The organism is Brasilonema angustatum, assembly GCF_059505445.1.
The window spans coordinates 59311-83855 of the sequence record NZ_JCACKO010000156.1 but is presented as its reverse complement, the minus strand read 5'-3'; the positions used below and the strand labels follow the sequence as shown (position 1 = coordinate 83855).

General features: G+C 43.6%; 15 protein-coding genes and 2 pseudogenes. 7 read left to right on the top strand and 10 right to left on the bottom strand.

Features of this window, described 5'->3' with window-relative positions; all coding sequences use genetic code 11:
* Positions 1-35: 35 nt before the first annotated feature.
* From AC5JM2_RS35030 to AC5JM2_RS35020, 3 genes are all read right to left on the bottom strand, one after another.
* Positions 36-728, bottom strand: a complete 693-nt coding sequence (locus AC5JM2_RS35030) for a cytochrome c biogenesis CcdA family protein (RefSeq protein ID WP_495840683.1) — start codon at positions 726-728, stop codon at positions 36-38.
* Between the two features lie 4 nt (positions 729-732).
* The gene (locus AC5JM2_RS35025) at positions 733-1323 is read right to left on the bottom strand and encodes a thioredoxin family protein (protein WP_495840681.1); all 591 of its coding nucleotides are present in this window, start codon (positions 1321-1323) and stop codon (positions 733-735) included.
* A gap of 168 nt (positions 1324-1491) precedes the next feature.
* A complete protein-coding gene (locus tag AC5JM2_RS35020; protein WP_495840679.1) occupies positions 1492-1827 on the bottom strand; it encodes a hypothetical protein in 336 nt (111 codons plus the stop codon).
* Between the two features lie 525 nt (positions 1828-2352).
* Here AC5JM2_RS35020 and AC5JM2_RS35015 point away from each other — a divergent pair.
* Positions 2353-3291: a ParA family protein gene (locus tag AC5JM2_RS35015; RefSeq protein WP_495840677.1), complete on the top strand. Its 939-nt coding sequence runs from the start codon at positions 2353-2355 to the stop codon at positions 3289-3291.
* 143 nt (positions 3292-3434) lie between these two features.
* Here the strand turns inward: AC5JM2_RS35015 and ileS are convergent, their stop codons facing one another.
* The 3 genes and pseudogenes from ileS to AC5JM2_RS35000 form a co-directional block, all read right to left on the bottom strand.
* Positions 3435-6308, bottom strand: coding sequence for an isoleucine--tRNA ligase (gene ileS / locus AC5JM2_RS35010; protein ID WP_495840675.1), 2874 nt, complete (start codon positions 6306-6308; stop codon positions 3435-3437).
* Positions 6309-6444: 136 nt separating this feature from the next.
* Positions 6445-6897 (bottom strand): annotated as a pseudogene (locus AC5JM2_RS35005) (HNH endonuclease).
* On the bottom strand, positions 6894-7133 hold the full coding sequence (locus AC5JM2_RS35000; protein ID WP_495840673.1) for a hypothetical protein: 240 nt from the start codon (positions 7131-7133) through the stop codon (positions 6894-6896). The pseudogene AC5JM2_RS35005 and the gene AC5JM2_RS35000 overlap by 4 nt, the downstream one beginning before the upstream one ends.
* 323 nt (positions 7134-7456) lie before the next feature.
* On the opposite strand from AC5JM2_RS35000, the gene AC5JM2_RS34995 reads away from it, so the two are divergent.
* From AC5JM2_RS34995 to AC5JM2_RS34975, 5 genes are all read left to right on the top strand, one after another.
* Positions 7457-8530: a sulfate ABC transporter substrate-binding protein gene (locus AC5JM2_RS34995; protein ID WP_495840671.1), complete on the top strand. Its 1074-nt coding sequence runs from the start codon at positions 7457-7459 to the stop codon at positions 8528-8530.
* 5 nt (positions 8531-8535) lie between these two features.
* Positions 8536-9408 (top strand): sulfate ABC transporter permease subunit CysT, encoded by an 873-nt coding sequence (gene cysT, locus AC5JM2_RS34990; protein WP_495840670.1) that lies wholly within the window; start codon positions 8536-8538, stop codon positions 9406-9408.
* Positions 9398-10267: a sulfate ABC transporter permease subunit CysW gene (cysW, locus tag AC5JM2_RS34985; RefSeq protein ID WP_495840668.1), complete on the top strand. Its 870-nt coding sequence runs from the start codon at positions 9398-9400 to the stop codon at positions 10265-10267. Before cysT ends, cysW begins: the two co-directional genes overlap by 11 nt.
* Before the next feature lie 1182 nt (positions 10268-11449).
* Positions 11450-12457 carry a PstS family phosphate ABC transporter substrate-binding protein gene (locus tag AC5JM2_RS34980; protein ID WP_495840666.1) on the top strand — a complete coding sequence of 336 codons (1008 nt, stop codon included), beginning with the start codon at positions 11450-11452 and terminating at the stop codon, positions 12455-12457.
* A gap of 5 nt (positions 12458-12462) precedes the next feature.
* Positions 12463-14841, top strand: coding sequence for a DUF3604 domain-containing protein (locus AC5JM2_RS34975; RefSeq protein ID WP_495840664.1), 2379 nt, complete (start codon positions 12463-12465; stop codon positions 14839-14841).
* A gap of 57 nt (positions 14842-14898) precedes the next feature.
* On the opposite strand, the gene AC5JM2_RS34970 is transcribed toward AC5JM2_RS34975, so the two are convergent.
* Positions 14899-15675: a Ycf66 family protein gene (locus AC5JM2_RS34970; RefSeq protein ID WP_495840662.1), complete on the bottom strand. Its 777-nt coding sequence runs from the start codon at positions 15673-15675 to the stop codon at positions 14899-14901.
* Positions 15676-15971: 296 nt separating this feature from the next.
* Here AC5JM2_RS34970 and gnd point away from each other — a divergent pair.
* Positions 15972-17390: pseudogene (gnd, locus tag AC5JM2_RS34965) on the top strand (NADP-dependent phosphogluconate dehydrogenase); the annotation flags it as partial.
* A gap of 320 nt (positions 17391-17710) precedes the next feature.
* Here the strand turns inward: gnd and AC5JM2_RS34960 are convergent.
* The 3 genes from AC5JM2_RS34960 to hetF all read right to left on the bottom strand — a co-directional run bounded on the left by AC5JM2_RS34960 (position 17711) and on the right by hetF (position 23407).
* Positions 17711-19174, bottom strand: coding sequence for an APC family permease (locus AC5JM2_RS34960; RefSeq protein ID WP_495840660.1), 1464 nt, complete (start codon positions 19172-19174; stop codon positions 17711-17713).
* Positions 19175-19487: 313 nt separating this feature from the next.
* Entirely contained in the window at positions 19488-20645 is a 1158-nt protein-coding gene (locus AC5JM2_RS34955) for a protein kinase domain-containing protein (RefSeq protein ID WP_495840658.1), read from the bottom strand.
* 167 nt (positions 20646-20812) lie between these two features.
* Positions 20813-23407: a cell division protein HetF gene (gene hetF / locus AC5JM2_RS34950; RefSeq protein ID WP_495840656.1), complete on the bottom strand. Its 2595-nt coding sequence runs from the start codon at positions 23405-23407 to the stop codon at positions 20813-20815.
* Positions 23408-24545 lie beyond the last annotated feature (1138 nt).

Here is a 24545-nt window from a genome sequence, read left to right as displayed (position 1 = left end):
AATTTGAGGTTGGTGACGAAAAATGTATTGTGAGTTCATAATGGCAAACTGGGAAAAAATGGAGCTAGCCAAAGTTGCACTTGGACATCCCAACCGAAGAGAATTGCAATCGCACCAACCGCTACCATCACACCCCCCACTCTTTGCAAAACCATGCTGTGCGATCGCAATCTCAGTAGCTGTTGACCCAAGCGGCGACCTCCGTACGCAAGTGCTATCAAAGGTAATGCTGCCCCAATACCATAGATAACAAGCAAAGCAAAGGCATCTGCAATCTGATGTTTAACTGCTGCCAAAACTAAAATGCTACCTAAAACTGGTCCTGCGCAAGGTGTCCAGAGCAACCCAAGCTGAGTTCCTAGCCAAAACTCTCCCCTCAATCCCATACCCACAGGCTTTCTGGTTCCTTTGCCTACTCTGAAGTAACTGAATAAACGGTAACTCCACTTAGGAAAAACTGCCAGAATCCCCATGACTAAAAGCAAGAAAATCGCTACAGTTCGTAGCCCACTGGCTAATTCTGTAAACCAGCTCGCCGTCACTCCCAAAAAACTACCTGCGACAGCAAAGCCTCCAACCAACCCTGCTACTAAAGCAATCGGACCATAATGATGAGACTGAAGCGATCGACCGACTAGCACTGGGAGTATAGGTAAAACACAGGGCGACAGCACAGTTAAAAATCCTCCCAGCAGTGCAAGACCAGCCGATAGAATAGAAACAGCCATTGGCTTACCCTAGTAACTGACGGATTGTTTGCTCAGTTTTCTCATACGCTCCTTCCCCTATATGGTCATAGCGCACCAACCCCTGACGGTCTGCTAAAAATAAATGAGGCCAATACTCGTTGTTAAAGGCGTTCCAGGTTTTATAATCGTTGTCTAAGGGAACCGGATAGGTAATTTGGTGTTGGCTCAACGCTCTTTTAACATTGTTTACATTCCGCTCGAATGCAAACTCAGGAGTGTGAACCCCAATCACCTTAAGTCCTTGCGCTACAAATTGTCGATGCCAACGAACAACATAGGGGAGAGTCCGCTGACAATTGATGCACCCAAAAGTCCAGAAATGAACCAATACAACCTGACCCTTGAGATTTTGAGTTGTTAAGGGTGCAGAATTTAGCCACTGATTTATGCCCTGAAACTCGGGTAAAGCTTTAGTTTCAGGCCCAGCAGCAACAGCAGTTGAGTTAATACTTGAGGAAGTAGAGCCATGAGTTCTTCTCAAGGCTATGTCAAGGATTGGTTCTGCACTTGCTAGCATAGTTCCAATCCCAAAATAAGATAGCAACTGGCGTCGCCGTAACAAATTCTTATTCATTGAAAATTCCATACAAAGGTGAGGTACTAGTATGAATAAGAGACTAGTACCGTGTAAAATTTTGCCAGTAGAATCCCACTTTATGCCTGATGCAAAAAATTATTTTCAAATCAGAATTTGGCAAATTCTATTTATCAATAACTAAATGAAAGTGGCTATTATAAAGTTTTATTTACCTGGCGACATAGAATCACCAGGCTTCATCATAGAATCACCAGGCTTCATCATAGAATCACCAGGTTTCATCATAGAATCACCAGGCTTCATCATAGAGCCATGATTTTGAATCTGAGAGGTTTGTAACTTCTTGGTATAGCAATAGTAATTTGCGTGGTCATCACCGTGGAAATAGCAATGCTTCCCTTTAACTGGAGTTTTGCTAAGAGTATAGCCTGGTGGCACAATTGATTCTGCCTTTAATGCCAGTGGTGCGGCTATAATTCCAAGTCCTAAAACTGAAAGGCTAACCAATACTTGACTCAGGGCGATTTTGGTAACTTTCATAGATTGTTTTATGGTGTTGTACTGATCACTATAAAAGTAATTTCTTAGACCAACATTAAAAACACATGAGAAGTTGCCTGAGAAGATGCTGAGAATTCTACAAGGAACTTCCAAATCAAAAATTATTCCAGCGTTTAAGTAGCCGTCATGAACTAGGTACACCAGAACGGATGAAAATTTTCTCATCTTCTCCTGCTCGGGTGCTATTTTCAAGTCAGGTACATAAAAAATACCCAAAAACCACCTACCAAGATTTGGTAAGTCATCTTTATGTAAAAATTCAGGTCTGAGGATATTGACAAGTGTGACATCAGAGGCGGACTATCACAATTATGGAAAAAGACCTGTCTGTATCCCCCACCAAAGTGCCGCTCACTGCTATAATCTTGACTGCTTCAATTTGAGAAGTGTGACTGAGATCATACTCTTGACTATTTAAAAATATTAAACTTCGCAAAAATTTTCTCTCTATAATAAAACATTTACGTTAAGTAGATGAGAAAGCTTTATCAGAGGAATTAACCGATGGGATATGTCATTGCGACTGCAAATATGAAGGGCGGAGTTGGTAAAACCACCCTCACCGTCAATCTGGCGACTTGTTTAGTCAAAAATCATAACAAACGGGTACTTGTCCTTGACTTAGATAGCCAAATTAGTGCCACACTTAGTCTGATGTCCCCTGTGGATTTTGCCAAGCTTCGCAAAAACAAACGGACATTGAGATATCTGATAGATGACATTATCAACCCCTCATCAAGAGCAAAATTGACGATTCGAGATATCATTCAGTCTCAGGTTTGTAATCTCCCCGGACTAGATTTATTACCAGGAGATATCGACTTGTACGACGAATTTGTCGTCTCAGAAATGCTGCATCAACAAGCAGTCAGTTTGGGTGAAAATGAATTTGAAACGATTTGGAATCGTTTTGAAAGAGTTTTGCTCGCAAAAATCTTAGAACCCATTCTGCAAGAATACGATTTTATAATCTTAGACTGCGCTCCTGGATATAATCTTTTGACTCGTAGTGCTTTAGCAACTAGTAATTACTATATACTTCCTGCTAAACCAGAACCATTATCTGTGGTGGGTATTCAATTGCTGGAAAGACGCATCGCCCAGTTAAAAGAAAGTCACGAACATGAAGCACATATAGATATACAAATGCTGGGAATCATCTTCACAATGTCTAACGCTAACTTCCTCAGCGGCAGATATTACAAACAAGTGATGCAACGGGTTCATCAAGATTTTGGCGATGCAAAAATTTGTCAAACACAAATACCAGTGGATGTAAATGTTGCTAAGGCTGTTGATAGTTTTATGCCTGTTGTTTTAAACAATTCCGGCACCGCTGGATCAAAAGCATTCTATCAATTAACTCAAGAATTGTTGCAAAAGCTAGAGTATGCTGAACGTGAAAAGCAGCAAAGAACAAATTTAGAAGTCGCTACACCGTAGAAAAGAGGAGGGAGTGAGGGAAACTTCTTCATCCCTCCTCTTTTCCCCTTGTGATCTTAAACCCAGTGAACAGTGAACAGTGAACAGTTATCAAGGTTATGAGTAACAAGTACTGATAACTGATAACTGATAACTGATAACTGTTAAAACTCTCCTGCTAAAGCAGAAACACAACGTTCGCAAATCAGGGGATGTTGCGTTGACTCTCCGACATGAGTTGAGTAATTCCAGCAGCGATCGCACTTCTGCCCCTCTGCGTTCACAATTCCAATTTCCCACGCATCGGACTGCAATTTGTACTCCAATCCTTGCACCGCTTCCGGAGAATCCAACAACTCTACTTGTGAGGTGATGAACAAGTAACGCAGTTCGTCAATTCCATTCTGACTTGCATTCAGTGATTTTACTGTGGAGCGTAACTGCTCATTTGCTACATATAGCAATACCTTAGCTTCCAGAGAAGAACCAATCATTTTCTTGACTCTGGCTTCTTCCAGCACTTTATTCACCTCATTACGGAGTTGTCGCAATTGCTGCCATACGACTGCTAATTCGGGATTTCGCCACTTCTGGTCCAACTGCACCCAACCAGCTTCAAACACTGATTTGTAAGGTGTTTTATACGGGAGAAATTGCCAGATGTCTTCTGCCATATGGCATAACACAGGGGCGATCGCCCGTGCTAAATTTTCCAAAGCAATCTTCAGCACCGTTTGACAGCTACGACGGCGGAAACCATTTGGCGCACTGATATACAGCCGATCCTTAGCAGCATCCAGATAAAAGTTGGATAAATCCACCACGCAGAAATTCTGAATTGTTTGGAAAAAGCGGAAGAATTGGAAACTCTCAAACGCTTCTGTCACTTCCTTAAAGACTTCCGTCATCCGGTGCAGCATATAGCGATCAAGCTGCGGTAATTCCTCAAAGGGTACGGCGTCTTTTTCTGGATCAAAATCGTGCAAGTTACCCAACAAGAACCGCGCCGTATTGCGAATCTTGTTTCTGATATCCGTCTGTTGCTTGAGGATATTTTTACCCAGAGGAACATCTGAGGTGTAATCTACCGATGACACCCATAAACGCAACACGTCTACACCATAACCAGGTTCTTCTTTTTGATTTTTTCCACCCTCAATAACGACTCTGGGATCAATCACATTTCCCAGCGACTTACTTTGCTTGCGCCCTTGCTCATCTAAAATAAAGCCGTGAGTCAACACCGTCTTATACGGTGCACAATCGTTAACCGCTACGCTGGTGAGCAAACTCGACTGGAACCAACCGCGATGCTGGTCTGAACCTTCCAGATACAGATCAACAGGATACCGCAATTCTGGTCGTTGTTCTGCCACAGCTGCCCAAGATGAACCAGAATCAAACCACACATCCATCGTATCAGTCCCCTTACGGTAAGACCGACCGTTGTTCCGGTATTTTTCTGGTAATAACTCCTCAACTGAAAGTTCCCACCAAGTATCAGAACCCTTTTCGGCAAATATTCCTTGCACATGGGAGATAGTTTCCTCATTCAGCAGCGGTTCGCCGGTTTCCTCATCATAGAAAACAGGAATTGGCACACCCCAACTGCGCTGACGGGAGATACACCAGTCAGAACGTTCTGCAACCATTGGCGTGATGCGGTTTTCACCTTGGGCGGGAATCCATTTCACAGTGGCGATCGCCTTGAGTGCCTCATCCCGAAATCCTTCGACTGAAGCAAACCACTGTTCTGTCGCCCGGAAAATCGTCGGTTTCTTCGTCCGCCAGTCATAAGGATACTTGTGAACGTAAGCTTGCTCTTTCAACAGAGAACCTGCCGCCGTTAGTGCATCAATCACCGCCTGGTTTCCATCACCCAGAACATTCAACCCTACAAACGATCCCGCCTCTTCGGTAAAATTGCCATTGTCATCCACTGGCGCAAGGATGGGCAAACCGTACCGCTGACCTACTATGTAGTCTTCTTGACCATGCCCAGGAGCAGTGTGTACCAAACCAGTTCCCGACTCAGTTGTCACATAATCGCCGCCGATGACGATTGGACTTTCACGCTCAAACAAAGGATGACGGTAAGTCGAATGTTCTAAATCTTTCCCTTTTACTGTGGTTTTTACTGTTAGTTTCCTTCCCAGAACCTCAGATAAACGTTCCACCAAATCCGCAGCAACGATAAGATATTTAAAACTCACCCCTTCAACTGGGGAACTCACCTCTACAACTGCGTAATTTAGAGATGGATTAAGAGCAACAGCCAAGTTAGCTGGAATTGTCCAAGGCGTTGTTGTCCAGATAGCCACACCCAACTCTGGCAAAAATTCCCCAAGTGCAGGTTTCACCGCCTCAGATAAACTCGTCATTGGGAAAGCCACATAGATACTACGCGAAGTGTGACCTTCCGGATACTCCAATTCAGCTTCTGCTAGTGCTGTTTTAGAGCTGGGACTCCAGTGTACTGGTTTTAGACCACGATAGATGTAGCCTTTTAACACCATCTGTCCAAAAACACCAACTTGAGCTGCTTCATATTTCGGCTTGAGAGTAAGATACGGATGTTCCCAATCACCCCAAATACCGTAGCGTTTGAAACTTTCACGCTGTTCATTTATCGTCGAAAGGGCAAATTCTTTTGCTTTGTGACGCAGTTGCAAAGCTGTCAAGTCTTGCCGTTCTGCCGACTTCATATTCTGCAACACTTTTAGTTCAATCGGCAAACCGTGACAGTCCCAACCAGGTACATAACGAACTTTACGCCCGCGCAGCAGTTGATAGCGGTTAATAATGTCTTTAAGAATTTTATTTAAAGCATGACCAAGATGCAGAGAACCATTTGCGTAGGGTGGTCCATCGTGCAATATAAATAAGTCGCCTGGATTATTTTGAGACAGGCGTTCATAAATTTTATTTTCTTCCCAAAACTTTTGGATTTCTGGCTCCCGCTTGACAGCGTTCGCTCGCATATCAAATTTAGTTTTGGGTAAATTTACTGTATCTTTGTATTTTCCAGTTTCTGTCACGATTTCATGCCAAGGAATAGTAATGTCTTTTTCTCACAGATAACGGTGAGAAGGTTTTTGACTTGGGTGCAATACATTTAAGCAGACGACGCGAGGTATGCCTGCTGAAATGGTCGAATATTAAACCTATGGTACTCTATCTTGGTTGTCGGGGGTCTTCTTCAGGGGGATGCCAACCACCCCGCACCCACAAACGGCGTGCTTTAACGATAGAACCTTCATTGTGACGTTCATCATTTAGGTCTAGACGATCACAAGTAGCGCGTCCAGTCGAGGTGATGCCGATAATTTTTAAACCGTCAGTTGACCAAATAAAGTGCTCTAAGCACTTTTGTGTACGTGGATGAAATAAGGGGATAACCTCTTGTGTTTGCGGATCAATTCCAGTGGTGAAGTTGTAGCGGTATCCATTGCAACGCTGGCAAGCCAATGCTAAGTTATCAAGGTTATCAGAACCACCAAGAGACTGAGGAAAAAGATGGTCAATAGCAAACTGAGCTGTACTTGCTTATTCTGAAGAATGACAGTATTCGCAAAGAAATTTAGCTCTTTCTCGTACTAACTTTCTTGTTGCATTATTAACTGTCATGATTCAGCTATGATTCTGGCATTAAGGAAAGTAAAAATCCTGTCGAGTTCCAATATTCCTGTCAGTTCAGCTTCTTCTTCTGAAGTCAATAAACCAGTTTTTTTCTTGTCTGAAAGTTTTTCAAGCCGAGACTGGAGTTCATCGGTAAATTTGAACAAAAATAGGTTTTTTACTTTGCTGATTTTGATTCCAGATTCTACCCAGAATGAGGGTTGAACCATCATTTGAGTAATCATGTTTGTGCGTTGGTAAATTGGGGAACTTGTCCTATTGTAACAAGGTGGCAAAATTACGGAATCTGGTAATTGGCAAAACGAATTTGGATAAAGTCGAGTTAACGTGTCATTTAAAAAATCAGCGCATCTGCCTGCTGAAAACCTTATACTTGCCCTCTATAAATAGAGGGGGTTCCCTACACCCCAAATTATTTTGCTAAACAAAAAGAAAATTGGTATCACTTTCTCAACTAAGATTTTTGTAAGATTTTAAGAAAATTTTTACCTACATTCTGTTGTAAAGTCATAGCATCTTAATTTATGAGTTATCAGGAGCTTTATTTATGAGAAGGCGTTCTGCATTACGCGCCTTGCTGTTTTCTGCTGGGTTTCTAATCCCTGCTTGCACTCAAACGCGCAATATCAATCAAAACCAGGCATTAACAACCAATCAAATCCAAAAAATTGCTACCAAAAGTTCGGAACCAGTTGAGCTAACTTTGGTTGGCTATGGAGTGGCTAAAGCGTTTTACGCAAAAGCCATTCCAGCATTTCAGCAGGAGTGGAAATCAAAAACCGGTCAAGATGTCAAGTTCAAAGAATCCTATGGTCCCTCTGGAGCGCAAACCAGAGCTATTTTGGGTGGTTTGCAAGCTGACATATTGGCTCAAAATCTCCAAAGCAATTTAGATCCTTTGGTCGAAAAAGGCTTTGTCAGCAAAGATTGGAGTAAAAGATTACCCAATCAAGCTTCCCCCGCAAGCACAGTTATGGTTATAGTCACAAGACCTGGAAACCCCAAAAAAATTCAGGACTGGAAAGACCTTGCTCGTGATGGTATATCTATCGTAGCAATTAACCCTCAAACTGGTGGCAATGCTCGATGGGGTGTCGTAGCAGGCTACGGCTCAATTCTCAAGTCTCAAGGAGAACAGGCGGCACAAAATTATCTCAAAGGTTTCGTCAAAAACATTAAGACGATGGTGAGTAGTGGGCGAGAGGCGACAGATGCGTTTGTGAAAAACAAAATTGGTGATGTACTCGTCACGTTTGAGAACGAGATTATCTTTGCCAACAAGGTGATTCCTGAAGATTATCCTTACATTGTGCCAGCAAGTAATATCCAGGTCGATTTTCCCGTTACTGTTGTTGACAAGGTTGTGGATCAACGAGGTACTCGCGAAGTTGCAGAAGCATTTACGAAGTTTTTGTTCTCACCCAAAGGTCAACAAATCTATGCTCAAGCAGGCTATCGTCCAAATGAGCAACAAGCATATCAACAAAATGCCAGCCAGTACAAGTCTGTAAAAACCCTCTATAAAATTGCTGATTTTGGCGGTTGGAAGCTTGTGAATCAGAAACTTTTTGCAGATGGCGCGTTGTTTGACTCTGCTCAAGTAGAAGCTCGAAAGCGGTAGTTTTAATGTCAGCTATCTCTTCGACTCTATCGACTCAGCGCTTTAATCGATCACTTTTGCAGGGTTTAGCCCTGACGTACATTAGCTTTATTATTCTTCTGCCCTTAAGCGTCATCTTCTTAGAAGCTTCCAAACGCTCTTGGCAAGAATTGTGGCAGGTGATCACAGCTCCTGTTGCTGTGGAAGCGTATAAACTTTCCTTTGGTGCTGCTATACTGGCTGCCCTAATTAATAGCGTCTTCGGGGTTATTCTTGCCTGGATACTCGTACGCTATGAATTTCCTGGCAGACGCTTAGCAGACGGTTTGGTGGATCTACCTTTTGCCATGCCTGCTGTAGTTGCTGGAATTGCTTTAGTCTCTCTTTATGGTTCTGGTGGTGTTCTCGGACATTACCTTGATCCTGGAACATTCTTAGGGAATAGTTTACAACAGCTTGGTATCAAGCAGGTGAACTTGACTTCATCTGTGCTGGGAGTTGTTTTTGCTAAAGTTTTCGTAACGCTTCCTTTTGTCGTCAGAACCGTGCAACCCGTTCTCATGGAGATTGAACCAGAAGTCGAGGAAGCAGCACATACCTTGGGAGCAAATGCTTGGCAAACGTTTTGGCGAATTATTTTTCCGCAATTATTACCTGCAATTTTGACAGGGTTTACGCTGGCTTTTGCGCGTGCTGTTGGGGAGTACGGTGTCGTTTTGATAATTTCAGGTAATATTCCTTATGAAACAATGATTAGCTCTGTCTACATCTATCGTCGATTGGAGGAATATGACTATAGCGGTGCAACGGCGGTGGCGATCGTGCTTTTGCTGTTTTCTCTAGTCATTTTGATTTGTACCAATCTCTTGCAATGGTGGAGTCGGCGGTATGAGAGGTAGCTTACAAGCAAAGCAACGATCATTTCCTTGGGGACGCTATTTGTTGATTGCTATTGGTTTATCTTTCTTAGCGATCGCCGTTGTTTTTCCTTTATTGAATATCTTTTATCAAGCGTTTGCTCAAGGTATTTCAGCTTATTTGACAGGAATTAGAACACCAGAAGCTCGTCATGCCATCTTTTTAACTATGGCGATCGCCTTAATTGCGGTTCCCATGAATACTGGTTTTGGGATTTTAATTGCTTGGATTCTAGCGCGGTACTCCTTTCCCGGAAAATTTCTGTTACTCTTAATTATCGATTTGCCATTAGCCATTTCACCTACTGTTGTCGGTTTAATGTTCATCCTTCTTTACAGCCAAACCGTAGGTATCTTTGGTTCTTGGTTAGAAGCTGCAAATATAAAAGTTATCTTTGCTCTGCCTGGGATGATTTTGACAACTATGTTTGTCACCTTTCCGTTTGTGATACGAGAAGTACTACCCACGTTGCAAAGCATGGAACTTGCACAGGAGGAAGCAGCGCAAACACTCGGAGCAAATTCCTGGCAGATTTTCTGGCGCGTGATTTTTCCTTCTATTCGCTGGGCGTTACTTTACGGAGTGATACTTTGTACCTCTAGGGCAATTGGAGAATTTGGAGCCGTCTCGGTTGTCTCAGGTAAATTGATTGGAGAAACGAACACGCTAACATTACATATAGAACGAGTTTATAGCGAATACGATACAATTGCCGCCTTCGCCTGTGCGTCGCTTCTAGCTTTCTTAGCATTATTGACCTTAATTGGACAAGAGTTGCTGCGAACAGTAGAAAGACCAAGAGATTTTATCCCTTCACAAATCTTAAATCACAGGAATTAGACAATCGCTCACTTGTCAACAGCCTATATAGCAGTCCTAAATCCTTTGTGAAAAACAAGATCCCCGACTTGTTAAAGAAGTAGGGGATCTATGTCTCTCAATTTTCATAAATCAAATAGGATTTTATAGTGAAAAATTGGGTGGGTGAGGTTCTTCGTTTTTTATAAGTGTTCATTTCAACATGATATCAGGCGTACTGTAGGCAGAGAAAATTAGTGCTCATTTCAACATGATATCAGCCTTACCGTAGGCAGAGAAAATTTAAGATTGTGTTAATATTCCTTGAATTTCTTACCAACGGATATCAAATATTGCCATTATTTTATAACCTAAGGAATAGACAAATAATTATGGAAGAATGTGAAAAACACAACTTTCGCAGATAAAATGACCCTAGTAGAAGAAAGTAGGGAAGCAATACAGCACATTGCAAGTAAATGAAGTACAACGCGCTTTGTTTAAAAGCCAGAATCTAAGTCTTTTGGGAGCATCTCAATTTTGCAAAAAAACAGTAGTGGGAGCATCTTGCTCCCTAGTTTGTGACCGAAGCGGGCTAGAAGCCCCGAAGTCGCTACAATGGGGCGGCAGCTTTTCGGGGTAAGCTTCCCCCGAAAACGTGCCTTGGGAACCTCAACGCCCTATGGCTAACGCCACGCCTTAGGGCTATCGGGTAGAACCTATGCCCTGCGGGCACGCTGCGAAGAGCGGTTCCGCTAGCCCCTAAGGGGGCCGGAGCTAACGCGCTCCGCCAGTCGCCTACGGAGGGAAACCTTAGTCGAGCAGTCGCTCCCCTCCCGCAGCCGGTTGTCGTCACCTCCTGCATGGCTAGCGCTCATCCTGACTCCTGACTTGTGAGTTCTGAATTCTGCTATATATTTCCTCATTGCCCAAGCTGATTCCCATAATTTGGTGAATGTTGTGCTTACGGCATCAGTCTGACAAATCTTGGGGCGTCTACCACAAAAGCCCATTGCCAATAACTGGCAAACAAAGAATTTGTTTTTGCTATTCCGTAATTCACAAAATACATCTTCAAGGAATTAGATGAATACGAACGGATCAAATGCCAAGGGAAACATTATCTGTGGCTCGTGTACCTATGATGAAAATCCTAAAACAGCTAAATACTGTCAAAGGTGCGGTAAGCCCCTTGTTATTGCTTCAGTACCTAGCACACAGAGAATGACTAGCTCTATACTGTTCAAGAGTGAGGTTACTTTATCAGTCATAATCTTGCTGCTTTTTAGTCTAGGAGGCTACTTTCTTTGGCAGCAAGTTCAATCGTCAGCAACTCTCAGCAATGAGAAAGTTTCTGCCAACACCTCTTCTGACATCCAATATTACACTTCCATGAAGGAAGTTCCGAAGGTGCCAAACGGTACATTCAACTTTGGTGGTTCCCTGATTTTTGCATCTTTAGTTGCTCAAGGTACACACAAGGCTGTTAACCAGGCTTACCCGAATTTTGTCCTACGCTACACTGACCCAATTGACAACCAACCTGGTACTGGTAAAGGAATTGAGATGCTGCTCAAAGGTCAACTGAGCTTTGCTCTGTCCGGTCGTCCCCTTGAGAATGCTGAGTACAAACAAGCAATTGAGCAGAGTTTTAAATTGGATCAGGTAGCAGTTGCCATTGATGGGCTTGGCTGTTATACCCATCCAGATATTTCCATTCCTGGACTGTCGGTGACTCAACTCCAAGCAATTTACACGGGCAAAATCACTAACTGGAAAGAAGTCGGGGGACCAGACTTGCCGATTGTCCCTTTTAGTATCAACGTTAAAACCACCGCTTTACTCAAAACACTTCTTGGTTCAAATGTTGGCAATCTTAGCCCTAAAGTACGCTCCAGCCGGGACTACACTGTACTTGTTCGTGATGTTGCCTCTACTCCAGGAGCAATTGGTATCGGCGCAGCAATGCTAGTTGCCACTCAGCAGACGGTTCGTCCTGTAGCCTTGGCTGCTGGTAACAGCAACAAGTATGTATCAGTCACAACTGATAATCATAAACTCAACATGGCAGCGTTCCGGGATGGCTCGTACCCGATAACCAGGTACTTGTATATCATCATTCGCCGGGACGGTAGAGGTGATGAACAAGCCGGAGTTGCCTATGCTAATCTGTTGCTGTCTAAAGAAGGTCAACAATTTGTTGAAAAAGCAGGCTTAGTACCAATACGGTGAAAATAATGACTCAGGAAGACTACATATCAAACCAAAACCTTGATTCATTGCTCGGAGAGTATACTCATCCCCAGGGATATCTGGAGTATGTCAGCAGCTTACCGTTTCTGGGTCGTTTGCACTGTTCAACTCGACAAATTGAGGCTGGAAGTTGGCAGGAAATTCTACTTGATTACGAAGTCGGTGCTTCTGGTATTGCAGACGGTGCTTGGATAAAAGTAACGTTCAAATTTTACTCAGACTGGGGACTGTTTCAGACGGAAGATCCCAAGGGGGCTAACTATCTTTCAGCAGAATATCAAGCCCGCCCTTGTCTTCCTGGTGAAAGTCCCGCAACGGTTCAGTCACTTAAAGTTCGGTTTGACCAGAAGGGACATGAACGTCCTTATCAGAAGGCGATTATTGTAGATATTGTCGATGGTTACATCAAACCAGGGGATCATATTTTGATTCGGTTGGGCGATCGCCGCGCTGGTGGATCAGGAACAAGAGTACAAACTTTTGTTGAGCAAGGTTTCCGCTTCCGTGCTTACATTGACCCGGTTGGCACCTCTCGCTTTGCCGAAATTCCTGGTGATGTCGTGATTGATATTGTGCCAGGACTACCAGCCAAACTGGCAATTGTGACTCCACGTCTGGTTAAGACGGGGGTACCATTCCCTGCACGAATACGTATAGAAGATGTTTGGGGCAATACTTGTTGGGTTTTAGGAGGACAACTGCAGTTAACAGATTGTAAAACACAACGTGAGCAAATATTTAACATACCAGAGCAAGGTTGGGCGGTGGTAAAAACCAACTTGACTCTGGATGCTGATGAAGAAACAATACTACAAGCTACTTTAGTAGGAACTGAGTTACAAAGCGCTCTCACTCCGATCACAGCAGAGAGTAACCAGGCTTATCCTCGTGCGTTTTTTGCCGACCTTCATGTCCACTCCAACAACACAATAGGAACGAATAGTACGGAGTATAATTTTGCCTACGGTAGAGATGTGGCAGGATTGGATGTTTTGGGTTATACGGCGAATGATTTTAATATTACTGAGGAGCGGTGGAAGGAAGATGTAAAGCTATGCCGGGAGGTGACGCAAGAAGGCGAGTTTCTTTGCTATCCCGGTACAGAATGGTGTGGAAATTCAGCAGCGGGGGGCGATCGCAATATTGTTTTCTTAGGCGACGAAGTGCTCTTTCCCTATGATCGCCAAGGAAAGCTGCTTCGCTCTTTTGAGTGGAATGAAGACATGAAAGCAAAGCAACTGCTTCCTGGGGCTTGGCCCGTAGATAAGCTTTACGCTGGATACATTCATAATCCAGAACAGCACCTGCTTATCCCCCACATAGGCGGACGACGTGCCATTTTAGACTGGCATCACCCCAAACTCGAACGTCTGATAGAAATTGGTTCCGCTTGGGGACACTTCCCTTGGTTTTACCAAGATGCTATCAGTCGAGGATATAAGGTTGGGGTGTCAGCGAATGGCGATGAACATCGCGGACGTTGTGGCGGTGGTGTTCCTGGGACAGCGGTTTTTGGAGTCAATGGTGGACTAACGGGGGTGATTTCTCCTTCGCTGACAAAGTTGGATATTAATCATGCGCTGCGTTCTCGTCATACCTGGGCGACAACGGGCGATCGCTTAGTTGCTTTGCTTTGGTCGGGATCACACATTCAAGGAGATGAATTTACTGCATCCGATTCAGTGACGATTCACTATCGATTGCTAGGTACTACTGGTTGGGACGAAATTGCAGCACATACCCATAATGGTTTAGTGTGGCATCGTAACCTCCAACTTGAAGCAGGTTACGCTGCAAATAAAATTCGCCTGCGCTGGGGTGGTTCACGAATTAAAGACCGCTATCGTTGGGCTGCATGGCATGGAACCTTAAAATTTTCTCATACATTAGTTCACAACTATCGAGCTCATGGTCTAGAACATCCAGAGGAATATGTTAGACGAGATGGTGAACTGAAACTAGAGTTTTGCTCTGATACCTACGGAGATTCTGACTCTATTGAAATGGAACTATCTGATTTACTCCATGCTCACTTCCAACTGTATGTTGAAATCGATAGTTACATTAAGGTGGGAAGTCCACTACGGCGCAATCCTTATATCCATTGCCCAGAATTTAAGTGGGAATTCTCTGGCAAAGACCTTTTCAACAAAGGAATTCTGCGGCAAGAATTGGGAGGAGCAGAACTTTTCATTGCAGTAGAACGCTTGAGTGCAACTCCTATGCCAACAGATGTTAGTGGCAGTTTTACTGTAGAACCTCAGTCGAGTCCTCACGGTTTTGTGCCAATCTATATTTCAGGTCGTCAGGTTGATGATTCCAAAGTTTGGACTAGCCCTCTGTTTATCATGTTTGAGAATTGAACTACCGACACTTTTACAAGGCGTGAGTGACGGTAGTTTTTTGGTAACATTTGCTAATTAATTTTTTGGACTTGGAGGATTTGGTGGTACTTGCTCAGGAAGTCCTTCTGCTGGAGGAGCAAGTTCAGCGTCGGGTGCTACTTCCTCAAGAGGCGGTGTTTTTTCCTCAGTTTCCGTGTGTGCTTGAGCCGCTTCCACCAATTCTGGCGATGGGGGATTTGGTGGGACTGCTTGCGGGATCACCTCTACCGTCACTGGAGGTGTTGTTGCTTCTGCTGTTGGGGTTTTTGCTTCGGTATCAGTGGTAGCAGGCGGGGTAACTGCTGGTTGCTCTGTTATGGGAGTGCGTTCATCAACAACCTCAACCTTTGATTTGCCTGTGGATGCAGGAGTTTGTGCCGTTTTAGACTTTTGAGGTGTCTTTTTATCTACAGTTTGGACTCGGTTTTTCAGCCCGGAAAAACTACCAACAATACTTTTTGGCAATTGAACAAGTTTTTGTGGAAGCGACAACCCAGAGACTTGCTGTTGAATGTTTGTTTTTACTGTTTCAGTGCTGGGTATCTGAGTTTGTTGTATCTTTGGTGTGAGTTGACGACGTAACGACAGTGTTTGCCAGCCAAACCAACCCAAAAGAGCCACACTAGCCACATGACCCAGCAAAAGACCCCCAGTAATGCCTCGGGCAAATATCCATAAGACTAAGGCGTAGAACAGTCCTACACCACTCAAAATAAAATCATTCTTACGGTGGATTTCGGGAAAAAAGAAAGCTGCTATGTAAAGCGCTACACTTCCAAGACCGACAGTCAACGCTAGGATATATGCCAGCATTTTGTGGTTACTCCTTACTGTGTCATTTCACTAGAGATTTGGGATTGAGGATGAGGAATTGCGAGTAGAAGTACTCACTCAAAAGTATCTAGTTCCCCATCGTTTAACTAGATATCTCAATTTTGCAAATTTTGCCAGAAAGTTGTTGAATCAGATACAAATTAAAATTTTTTATCTGTGTTGGTTCAATATTTTGGGTATGTTTAAGAAGTCTTAATGTCTTCTTTAGGAGAGAAGCAGAAATCTCGGATTACCCTTGAAGATAAAGAGAATCTGCAAGAGTTAGCCAGAATTTTATGACACAGCAAAGCTTTGGTGTGATTGGTTTAGCTGTTATGGGTGAAAACATCGCTCTAAACGTTGAGCGTAACGGCTTTCCAATCGCAGTTTACAACCGCTCGCGAGACAAAACTGATAAATTCATGGCTGAGCGTGCCCAAGGAAGAAACGTTAAAGCTGCTTTTACTTTAGAAGAGTTTGTGGCTTCCTTGGAACGTCCCAGAAGAATTTTAATCATGGTGCAAGCAGGTAAGCCTGTAGATGCAGTGATTGGTCAGCTCAAACCCTTGCTGGACGAAGGTGACATTATTATCGATGGTGGCAACTCTTGGTTTGAAGATACGGATCGACGCACCCAAGAACTAGAACCCGCTGGGTTTCGGTTCATTGGTATGGGCGTCAGCGGTGGTGAAGAAGGAGCACTCAATGGTCCTTCACTGATGCCAGGAGGTACGCAAAGCTCTTACCAGTATCTGGAGCCAATTTTTAACAAAATTGCTGCCCAAGTCGATGATGGTCCTTGCGTGACGTATATTGGTCCTGGTGGTGCAGGTCACTACGTCAAAATGGTACACAACGGCATTGAGTACGGCGATATGCAGCTGATTGCAGAAGCCTACGATTTACTGAAAAATGCTGCTGGACTTGACCATAATCAACTCCATGAAGTTTTTGCCGAATGGAACACTACGGACGAACTCAATTCGTTTTTGATTGAAATTACGGCAAATATTTTCCCCTACATTGACCCAGAAACAAATTTACCTCTGGTAGATTTGATTGTTGACGCCGCAGGTCAAAAAGGGACTGGACGTTGGACGGTACAGACTGCGTTGGAACTAGGAGTTTCTATTCCGACAATCATAGCAGCGGTGAATGCCCGCATTATCTCTTCTTTTAAAGAAGAGCGCGTAGCAGCATCCAAGATCCTGACAGGTCCAACTGGCAAGTATGAGGGAAATACCCAAGAGTTTATCAACAAAGTGCGGGATGCCCTCTATTGCTCGAAAATCTGTTCTTACGCTCAAGGAATGGCTTTGTTAGCTACCGCGTCGCATACGTATAATTTTGGATTGGATCTGGGTGAAATGGCGCGGATTTGGAAGGGTGGCTGTATTATTCGTGCTGGATTTTTGAACAAGATTAAGAAGGCTTTTAGTGAAAATCCAGCGCTGCCTAACCTCCTATTAGCTCCTGAATTCAAGCAGACGATTCTCGATAGACAAGATGCTTGGCGTGACGTGTTGGTAACAGCAGCAAAACTGGGAATTCCAGTGCCAGCATTTAGTGCATCTTTGGATTACTTCGATAGCTATCGTCGCGATCGCTTGCCTCAAAACCTCACACAAGCTCAACGCGACTACTTCGGGGCGCATACCTACCTGCGTCTGGATAAGCCTGGTGCCTTCCACACAGAATGGACGCCAATTTCTGAGCAGTCCGCGTCAACTTCAACACCAAGACAATTGGAAGCTAAACTACCAACTACACCTCCAACCTCTTCAAATGGCTAGAGATTTTTAGTTGAAAATTTTGCGGGTGACTCTGAAAAACTCAGAGTCATTTTTTTCAATTGCATAAGGCGCAGATCATTTTTGTAGGGGCGGGGTTTTCCTGCCCTTTAGAACCCCAAAGCCCCTGCTGCCGCAAATGGCGTCCAACAAAGCTATAAAATAATCTGTTTAATTTCATCAGTTCTGACAACTGAGTTGCTGAAAGTGACAAAGGAGGATTAAAAAGTCTGTACTACATTGTTCTAACTGAGGGTTTCAGCTTCATCAACGACAAATAGTCTACCTGCCCGACGAATAGCTTCAGGTTTGTGAATTTGCAGGAACCTTAACACTCCAATGCCCAGCAATAGCCAAATTAAGACGACAACTGGTGCGAAGTGAAGTGGTGCTGGTGGAGGGGGATAAAGCGTGCCAACTAGAACACCACTAATCGTGATCATCGAAAGCCAAGGTAGCAGAGTATGACGCAACCAACCAAAGCGTGTAGAGTTTTGCTTTAACTGAGTGCGGCGTGTTGTCGATAAATATCGAAAACACGCCAAACTAGTCAATCCATAGATCGCTAGAGCCGCCAGTGTTAAGACTGTTCCCAGAAAACCAAACGCCTGAATCGGTGTCCACAGCATTCCCAACCCCAGCCCCACAAAAGCAGAACTGCCACTCAACACGAAAATGGCATTTGTCGGTGTACGATAGGTGGGATGAATGTGCGCTAACCAACGGGGAAATAGTTCTTCTCGACTGACGGCATAGACAATTCGAGCAGCAGCGTTGAGAAAAGCAACGGCACTGGCATATCCTGCCATAATTCCAGCAAAATCAATCAATAAGGCGAACCCATTGCCCCAAACGTGACGTGCGATCGTATCGAAGGGGGCAGCATCTTGGGTAAAGGCTGCCATGTTATGAATGCCATATCCCAGCGTTGCCACATATGACATTAGTACATAGAACACGCCCACTAACACTAGGGTGATCACCGTCGCTTTCGGAATTGACTGTCGGGGATTTTGAATTTCTTCACCCAAGGTGGTTGCCGATTCAAACCCGACGAAACTGAGGATGGACAAAATGACGCCAGCAACCAGGTTACTGTGCTGTGGTAGTCCCGTCAGCGTGAAGGGTACGAGTGTCAGTTGTCTGGTTTTGCCAGCTTGCATGAGTACGATGAGCGCGAGCAACAGACAAACGCCGAGTTCAAACATCAATAGCGTCAGATCCAATTGCAGCGAGAAGCGAATGCCGCGATAACACACTGCCCCCACGATCAAAGCGAACAAGCAATACCATAATGTCCAGTTTAGGTGTACGTCAAACCAGTGCAGCAAGAGTTCTTGAAAATTCGCACTCATTACTAGAAAGACAAAGGCAATAGTTACGCCAAAGGAAATTAAACTCAACCAGCCAGCGAGAAAGCCCCAGCTTACTCCTAATCCCTGAGTCACAAAGGTATACAACGATCCGCTCGTGGGGAACTCGGCTGCCATCATGCTGATTTGATCAGCAACTAGCAAAGCCACCCCAAAACCAATGATGTAGCACAACGGCATTGCTGCACCGACGAGTCCTGCTTGGGGAATGGAATTAAAAAAGATGGCACCCACCGGAGACATTGCAGCGACAGCCATGACGATCGCATGGCGCAATTGCAGCGTATTGCGTTGCAGCTTTGGGGGTTCGTTTGAAGAATTTGTAGCAGGTGTCATATCCAAGGGTGGTTTTTTTGCTGATATCTACAATAGTGCTTATAATCCGTTAATGGAAAAATCAGCACAATTTATTGCCCAATCCCTGGAGTAGACGACACCAATCTCAAAGAATCATTGTATTACCACTTTATTAATACGTAAGTCCTAAATACTATAGGAATCCGATTTGATTTGGTGAATCACAAAGTAGAGACGCTTAACAGGCAACAGGGAACAGGGAACGCTTAAGAAGCAATAAAAGTGTACCTAGCTTCGTCAAAAATCAAAAACGAGTCCTATATATAAAATTCCATAATTGACAATATATCAATCATTCACCTTTTTTATACTTAGCCTTTAATTCTTCCAATTCTTCATCTATTTTGCTTTTACTAACATTCGTTTGGGGTGTTTGTGGTTGAGGCTGAACATTATGAACCTTATTGCTTTTGGATTTTCCACCTTGAAGAAATAGAGTTTTCATTTCGTCTAATTCTGTGTCTATTTGACTCCTCGCTTGATGAGTAGAAACAGGTGTGGAAACAGGTGTTGATGGAGTAACAGGTTTTACTGAAACGACGGGTGTTGGAGGTAATTGCGATTTTTGATTTAAATCTTTGAGAACTTGATCTACAGTTTGGTAACGCCGAACGGGAATGCTTTCTAGCATTTTGTCTAAAATACGGCTCAACTCATTGCTAACTGGCGTCGTGAGATATTGTCGCCAAATCCAAGCGTCGTTGTTAATGTCGTACAAGTCAAAAGGAGAGCGTTGAGTTAACAGATGAACACAGGTGACACCTAAGCTGTATATATCACTGGCAAAAATGGCCTTTCCTCTGATTTGTTCAGGAGCAACATATTCTGGACTCCCAATACTGGTTCCTGTTCGGTTTAAAGCTGTGTAAGTAGCAACTTTCGCAGCACCAAAATCTACCAGAACCAGATTTCCGTTGCTTGATTTGGTGGCTGTACGACGAATAATATTTTCTGGCTTGATATCTCGGTGAATGACTTGTCTGGTATGGCAAAATTGCAGCACTGGTAATAAATCATTCAGCAGTTGCCGAATTTGAGTTTCATTAAAAGCACCTTTTTGTTGCAATTCCTCGGCTAGGTTCAGTCCGTCGATAAATTCTTGTACAAGATACTGCCTATCATCTTGAGTAAAATAAGCCAAGAGTTCTGGAATTTGGGGATGCTTGCCCAACTCATCTAAGCGCGTTGCCTCTTGGGTAAATAACTCTACTGCTTTCTGGACTGTGCTGGTACCTTGAGCTTGGGGGTAGAATTGCTTAATGACGCAGCGTGGTTTGGATGGCTTATCCTCATCTAAAGCCAAGAAGGTTTTGCCAAAACCACCCTGTCCTATTGGTTTGATCGCAGTGTAGCGCTCTTTGAGCAGTAACTTGGAACCACACGTGTGGCAGAATTTTTCATTATTGATGTTAACAGGGTTGGGGCAATTGGGATTTAAGCAATAGCTCATGTGACAAATATGGCTCTCGCGTAGCCTTGATACGTTGGTCTACGCTTTCATATGTTTTTATTTTGCCACGTTCAAAGATGATGGAGAATATTAGTCAAAAATATCTTAAGAAGAACACATAGGTCAAAACCTAGAACGGGCGCAACCCGTTCTGAATTCTTTCTTGGTCAATTTTGAAGTATGGAACGCTGGCTTTTTAATTGGAGGAGTGTTTTCCAATCTTGTAAAGTATTCTCGGTCCAAAGCCAATTTTTCGTCAATTCTTTGACCTCAAAATTCACTGGATCATCTCTAACAATCATTTGACGCAGCTTAATGGCTTCATTCAGATATTGCTCGCGTTTTCCATTTGGTTGGTTGTTTGCAGTTTTATACAAACCAATAGCTAACCCAGCATAAGCTGTTAAAGCATCCCGAGGGACTGGCTTTGAAGGTAAAAATGTTGTCGCAGAAGCAGCAGATTTACTCTGCTGCTCTCTGACTGCAAAACTCAACGCCTTAAACCAAGAGTCATTTGCTCGGTTAAGATTACCTTGTGCGTAGTAAGCAAAGCCTAAAGCATTATTATACAAAATTGAATCTGGTTCAGCCTTGAGCGCACTTTCCCAATAACGACGGGCATCATCGACGCTATATCTATTGTTTCCTGTCTGGATAAATTGCCATGCTAATCGCCCCTTAAAGAAATAGACTGATGGATTGTCTGCAAACTGTTCAGGAATGGCGTTAAGGGCGGCTTGAGCGTTAGGAAGTACATTACGATTAAGCAGTTCTTCCACAGCATCGAGTCCTGTTTGCAAGTCCCCCTGACTCAATTTGTCGGTGGCAATTTCAGTGACAACTTTAGTTTCAGTCGTTTTAAAATTGGCTTGTGGGCTGTTAGAGCTTTGTTGTTGAGACTCAGGACGAATGAGCGGTATTGGTTGATTGTGCGACCACCAGTTGAAACCGACAACGGCTGCTATAGCACAAAGTGCCGTTCCTGCAAGGGCGATCGCACTAACTCCTATACTACCCCGCGAGACTTTACGTTTGCCTTGTTTTGGTTTTGCTGTTTGTGTCCGCCGAATGGTGGTTGTTTGAGCTAATGGCAGGACATTCGAGTTTTCCCAGTCTTCTTCCAAGTCCAGATCTTCTTGGCGACTCAGTTCACTATTGAAGGCAACTTCGCGAGGATCTGCGCCCTGCTGTCTACCATTGGATGCGGCTTCACGGACTTCTTCCCACATCCCGGTATCATTTTCTAGCGAAGCTATTTCACCTGAAACTTCTTTGTCATCAAGGCTATCTTCCCCAAATTGCACAAGTTCCGCTTTCATGGAAGATTGCTCAGATGTCTTTTGTTTATCTAGCTGGCGGAACAAATCTGAAACAATCGCTGAATCCTCTTCATAAGTTGGGTCATCGTACTCAATTTCATCAATCAGGTCGCCCCAGGTCTGTTCCCCTAGCAAGTCTAGATCATCGAATGAGTCTCTTGCCAAAGATGAGGGTAACATATCCTCAAGGGGTAAAGGCATACTGGCGTCGTTTGCCTGATCTGAGTAAATTATTGCTGACGTCTTTAAAGAGGGATTGTACTCGTTAAATAACTCCTCACCTTGAGGTAAGGATATCTCTGGGCTAAGATAGCCGTCAAATCCTGGCTGGATATAAAGAGTTGGTAGTGCCCAGTATAGTTGGTGCGAACCATAGGCAGCAATCAATCCTTGGCGCATCCGACTCACGCACAAATCCACAGGATACCCGTGAGAAAGGTTGCGATAAAACAATTGTGTTAACAGTAGTGCCACTTCATCAGGAATACGTTCTGACATCGCCAAAACACTCCTGATGCCCCGCCTGACCAAGCTTTCTGTCAAATTACGTTCCCCTGTGTCTCTTACTGCACCAGAGGAGGTCGCTGCATATGTTCCCAGGCAGGAGTTAAACACTGCCATTTGGATGTTATTGTTGACCAACAAGCCCGCCAAGTCGTCACCACTGAGGGTTTCTCTTAAACCTGTTCTGCTACTGACAAGATAAATTTCTCCACCGTTAAGACCTATGTTACTGTGACCAGAGTAGTGCAGAACGTGGTATCGTCCTTGTTCTAGGGCTTGTGTTAATTCTTCTCGCCCTGGTTGTTCTAACAGGGTCAGCTCTATGTGCGGCAGATAATTGCCACTTTCGCCAGGTTGAAGTTCCGCTTGGAGTTTGATAGCTTCTTGTTTGAGCAAATCTAGACGCACGAGATCTGTGGGAGAAGCAATTGCCATCAATACCTTTAGCCCGCCTTCCTCTGCTGGTGCTGGCATACCTGTTGACGGCAAACGAGACGTTCTACCAATTCCATTTTGGTAGCGAGAAAAAGCGATATAGGGTCCAGTCGCAATCGGGCGATCGCCTGCATGCATGACTTCCCAAGGTAGACGTGCTAATTTAGTATCTTTGAGCCCTAATCGCAAACGCAACACCTGTTGGTGGTTTTGGGCTATTCCTTGTGCCGTAATCCAACTATCTCTGAGAGTGCCTTGAAACAGTGCATTATAAAGTTGCTGACCCAACGCTACCAAGTTGACGGAGTTTCGTGCTAGAGCATCTCCCTGCAGCACCGACTTCAACGGGTCATTCATCAAATGTCCCGCCGCTGTCAACCAATCAGCCACAGGCCAAGTCACCAGTTCTTCTGCTAATGGCACCCCAGGCGCGACTTGTTCCGTGCGCACCAAGTAGTCATTTTGCCCTACTGGGGTTACGGAAATGTGAAATTCCTGGGTCACAACTGCTCCTGTTTGCCTCCTAAATCTGGTTTGAAACCTGAAAGTTTCAAGTCGATGTTTTGCTTTTTCTTATACCTTAGATGCATCCTGGCACTGATTGTTTCTGGTTCGTGTTGTTTTGCTCATCAGCTTTAAGCTGTAAGGATTCACCGGTCCACGAGTCATAATTCATGCTGTCTTCTCTAGGACTAGCTTAAAAGTCTCGCTCTGATTGCTTCAACCTCTGGAGTATCCCAGAGAAAAAATTCTTTGTTCATAAAACTACATCCCATAGATTGAGTTCTTGTACTACAATTTTAAATTCTGAACCAATCTTCTTTCATAACTTTATCCGGATCTAGTCAGTTTAGCCCAGAACTTTCTTACTGGTAGATGCACCTTGATCTTTACTCCCATGTAGGCTAACACCTTTTGGGAGTTTTTCTGTCTTTACTGATTTTATTCTCATGCTAGAAGTCGAGGGGTTTCGGATCTTTTGGGGAAAATCATTTACCGACACCTCTACATCCAAATTAATTTTCTCCTGAACATTTACTAATGTGTTCACACCCTATGAGTTTTTTTGATAACTTATAAAAAATCTCAATTATTTTTTCTAGACCAAATCATCCGGAGAAAGTCGTTATCTATAGAACATAGTATTGGTAGATGCACCCTGATAACTGACACCCCTAGTGGACTTTCGGCTACTTGGGGTTTTTTTTATTTTTAGTGAAAGTTCAAATTTCACTACAGAACCACTGATAAAAATTTTTATTTCTTTTCTCTTCTGCCTTCTTTTCATTGTAGATAAAAGCAAAATCTTTTTTCCCCTATTTTGCTGAATTTATCCGGAGAAAGTCGTTATCTCTAGAACATAAGATTGGTAGATACACCCTGATAACTGACCCCTAGTAGATTTTCGGTCACTAGGGGATTTTTCTGACTCACACAACTATAGCTTTAATTTTCGCGCATTTTTTCCAAAATATATAGTTATTTATCAAACACACAAATGATCAATGCATCTTGATAACTCACTTTTTTCGTCAGCTACCAGAAACTGGGATTACATTTATTTTTTACAAAAAATATATTTATTTACTTAGTTATTCATAGAACATAGAATTGGTAGATGCACCCTGATAACTCACTTCCC